The following is a 3859-nucleotide window of genomic DNA, read 5'->3' on the forward strand; positions in this document are numbered from 1 at the left end:
GCCTGGGAGTGGTCGCGGCGTCCGCCGCCCGCGGCGTGCGGGTCATCGTCGCGGAGCCGGACGCGGAGCGGGCGGCCCTGGCCCGCAGCCTCGGCGCCGAGGCGACCATCGACCCGACCGATCCCGAGGTGGGGCAACAGCTCGATGAGCTGACCGGCGGTCGACGCGCGGACGTGGTCTTCGAGGCGAGCGGCAAGCCTGCCGCGATGGCCGCTGCCCTCGACCTGGCCGGCTTCCGGGCCCGGTTGGTCTACATCGGCATCGACGTGGGCGGCTCGGCCCCGGCCGCGCTCGGACAGATCCAGTCCAAGGAGCTGCAGGTGCGCGGCATCATCGGCTCCCCGGGGGTGTGGCCCCAGACCCTGCGGTTCCTGGCACGCACCGGGGTCGACCTCAGCCCCCTCGTCACCTCGACCTACGCGCTGGAGTCCGCGAGCGAGGCGATCGAGGCCGTGCTGGCCGACCGCACCCAGGTCAAGGTCCACGTCACGTCGGCGGCCACGCCGTGAGGGCCGGTGTCCTGCACGAGCCCGGCGACCTACGGATCGAGGACCGGGCCGACCCCGCACCCGGACCGGGCGACGTCGTGATCGAGGTGGCCTACAACGGCCTCTGCGGCACCGACGTCACCGAGTTCACCAAGGGCCCGATGATGGTTCCGCTCCACACGCGCCACCCGGGGAGCGGCCACCTCGGGCCGACCGTCCTGGGCCACGAGTTCGTCGGCACCGTCGTCGACGCGGCGCCCGACGTGCGCCACCTGGTCGGGCGCCGGGTCGCGTGCGGGGCCGGCGTGTCGTGCGGCGAGTGCGCGTGGTGTCGTCGTGGCCGCACCAACCTGTGCGCGCGCTACTTCACACTCGGGCTGAGCGCCGACGGCGGTCTCGCGACCTACGTCGCGGCGCCGGCAGCCACCTGCGTCGAGGTCTCCGATGCGTGCACCTTGGAGGCGGCGGCGCTCGCCCAGCCGCTCGCCGTCGGGGTCCACGCCGTCCGCCGCTCCGGAGTACGCCCGGGTGACTCCGTGGTGCTGCTGGGTGCGGGCGCGATCGGGTCCTTCGTGTGCGCAGGGCTCGAGGGGCACGACGGTCCTGTCCTGGCCGTCGACGTGGATGCCGGACGGCTCGAGGTCGCCCGCGAGCTGGGTGCCACCGACACTGCGCTGGTCAGCCCGTCGGCCGGCCCGGACGAGGTCCGCGAGCTGCTCCAGGACGGCGCGGACGTCGTCTTCGAGACCTCGGGCGTGCCGGGCGCGGTGGAGCGAGCGTTCGCCCTCACTGCACGCGGCGGCACCGTCCTGCTCGTCGGACTGAACAGTGCCCCGACCACCCTCAGCCTGGCGCCGGTGGTCCTGCGCGAGGTGGACGTGCGCACCACGGTCGCGCACGTGTGTGGTGAAGACCTCCCTGCGGCGCTCGACGTCCTCACCCGCCGCGATCTCGGGTCCTTGCTCGTCGACCGCGTCGTCCGTCTCGAGGACGTCGTCGACCAGGGGTTGAGACCGCTCGTGGCCGGCGAGGTCGCCGGGAAGGTGCTGGTGGACCCCCGTGGCTGAGGTCGCCGTGCTGGGAGCGGGCCGGATGGGAGCGGCGATGTGCCACCGTCTGGCGGCGGCCGGGCACCGGGTGCGGCTCTGGAACCGCACGGCCGCCCGCGCCGAGGTCGTGCGAGAGGAGATCGGCGGCTCCGGCCTGGTCACCGCGGCCTCGGCCGCCGAGTGCGTGCGCGGTGCGGAGGTCGTGCTGAGCATGCTGGCCGACGGCGACGCTACGACCGAGGTCCTGCTCGATCAGGAGCTCCTCGAGGCGCTCGCCCCGGGGGCCGTGATCTGCGACCTGGGGACCAGCGGGGTCGGTGTGGCCCGCGCACTGTCGGCCGCCTATGCCGCCTCCGGACGGCGTTTCGTGGACTCACCGGTCTCGGGCAGCGTGGCCACCGTGGCGGCGGGCCAGCTGCTGGTCATGGCCGCCGGAGCTCCGGAGGACATCGAGGCGGCCAGCACCGTCCTGTCGGCCTTTGCGGCCCGGGTCGTCACGGTCGGCGACCCCGGTCTCGGGCAGGCGATGAAGCTCGCGGTCAACCTCGTGGTGCACGACCTGAACTCCGCGCTGTCGGAGTGCCTGGTCCTCGCGGAGGGTGCGGGCATCGACCCGTCGACGGCGTACGACGTCCTGGAGAACAGTGCGGTCGGGGCTCCGTTCGTGCGCTACAAGCGCGCCGCCTTCCTCGAACCGGACCAGCCCGTCGCCATGAGCCTGAGCCTGGTCGCGAAGGACTTCGGTCTCATCGCCGGCCTCGCCGAGGACCAAGGCACGGGGATGCCCGTCAGCGAGGCCGCGCGCCGGGTCGTCGACGCGGCGGTTGGTGCGGGTCACGGCGATCGGGACATGGCCTACCTGCCGACCTACATGCGGTCCCGGCCCTCGGTCACCCAGTGAGGGACGGGTGCGCGACAGGCCTACGTGGCCACCGTCACAAATAGTGATGTGAACCTCTTGTGAACACCTCGGGACACCTTGTACAGTCACGGTGAACGTGTGACGGACGGCACAGAGCGAGGCTCACCGGTCCGCACACCCGTCCAGCTCAGCGAGGAGGGCAGATGGCTTCCACTGCACCGGCACCGGTGGCGGAGCGCCCCGCGCCGCGCGGCGTCCGTCCCGGCCCCCGGTTCAGCGTCTCGCGTGGACTGGTCACGATCACCGCGGCCACCGTCGCGCTGTTCGTCGCCAGCGCCCTGCTCGCCTCGACGAGTGTGAGCCAGGGTGCCCTCAGCGGCATGCTGCCCTTCGCGGCGGTGCTCGCCATCGCGGCCCTCGGTCAGACCCTCGTGATCCAGCAGGGTGGCATCGACCTCTCGGTGCCCGGCGCCATCTCCCTGATGGTCGTGATCGTGACCCACGAGCCGAAGGGTGACGACGGCAAGCTCCTCGGCGCCGTCCTGATCGCCCTCGGCGTCGCGATCGTGGCCGGGCTGCTCAACGGGTTCCTCGTCGGGCGCCTTCTGCTCAACCCGATCGTGGCGACGCTCGGCACCAACGCGCTCATGTTCGCGGGCGTGCTGGGGATCTCGGGCGGATCGCCACGTCGTACCACCGACCGGCTCGCCGGCATCGCCGGTGGGGAGAGCGCGGGGATCCCGAACGCCGTCTTCATCGCCGCCCTGGTCCTCGTCATCACCAGCGTCGTCGTGAAGCTCACGCCGGCTGGTCGGCGGTTCGAGGCGGTGGGGGCCAACCCGGCCGCCGCCTGGGCTGCCGGCCTGAGGGTGCGCACCTTCAAGGGTGCCGGCTACCTCGGCGCCCAGCTCCACTACTGGGTGGCCGGCGTGGTCCTCGCCGGCATCGTCGCCCAGCCCACCGCCTTCCAGGGCAACTCCTACCTGTTGCCGAGCGTGGCCGCGGTGGTCCTCGGCGGCACGTCGTTGCTCGGCGGCCGGGGCAACCTGCTGGCCACCGCGGTCGCGGCGCTCTTCCTCAGCCAGCTGGAGCAGTTCGTGCTGGCCCTGGGCGTCAGCTTCGCCGTACGGACGCTCGTCGAGGCCGCTGCCCTCGCCATCGGCGTCCTCCTCTACTCCGTCGACGTGCGCTCCCTCGCCGGTCGACTCCGCGGCCGGCGACGTCTCCCGGCCACGACCTGATCGCTCGGGAGCTCCACGTCCACCTGCTCCAACCACCCCATCCGAGTACGAAAGAAAAGGGACACTCATGTTGCGACGACTCTCACGCCGCCCCTCCGCCCTGGCCGCCGTCGGGCTGACGGTCGCTGCCATGGCGCTCGCCGGTTGCGGAGGGGACAACGGCGGAAGCGACCAGGGCGAGACCTCCGCGGCAGACCTCGAGGGCGCGCCCTCCTGGTG

4 protein-coding genes are annotated in these 3859 nt (G+C 72.8%); all 4 read left to right on the forward strand.

Annotation, left to right across the window (positions count from 1 at the left end; genetic code table 11):
• On the forward strand, positions 1 to 509 hold a 509-nt coding region (locus ACXJKL_RS16520), incomplete at its 5' end, for a zinc-binding dehydrogenase (protein WP_457208110.1).
• Positions 506 to 1555: a zinc-dependent alcohol dehydrogenase gene (locus ACXJKL_RS16525; RefSeq protein ID WP_457208111.1), complete on the forward strand. Its 1050-nt coding sequence runs from the start codon at positions 506 to 508 to the stop codon at positions 1553 to 1555. The genes ACXJKL_RS16520 and ACXJKL_RS16525, both read left to right, overlap by 4 nt.
• Complete coding sequence (locus ACXJKL_RS16530) at positions 1548 to 2438, forward strand: NAD(P)-dependent oxidoreductase (RefSeq protein ID WP_457208112.1); 891 nt, start codon at positions 1548 to 1550, stop codon at positions 2436 to 2438. The genes ACXJKL_RS16525 and ACXJKL_RS16530 overlap by 8 nt, the downstream gene beginning before the upstream one ends.
• 164 nt (positions 2439 to 2602) lie before the next feature.
• Positions 2603 to 3640: an ABC transporter permease gene (locus ACXJKL_RS16535; protein WP_457208113.1), complete on the forward strand. Its 1038-nt coding sequence runs from the start codon at positions 2603 to 2605 to the stop codon at positions 3638 to 3640.
• Positions 3641 to 3859 lie beyond the last annotated feature (219 nt).

This window comes from Nocardioides sp. P5_C9_2 (assembly GCF_054049555.1).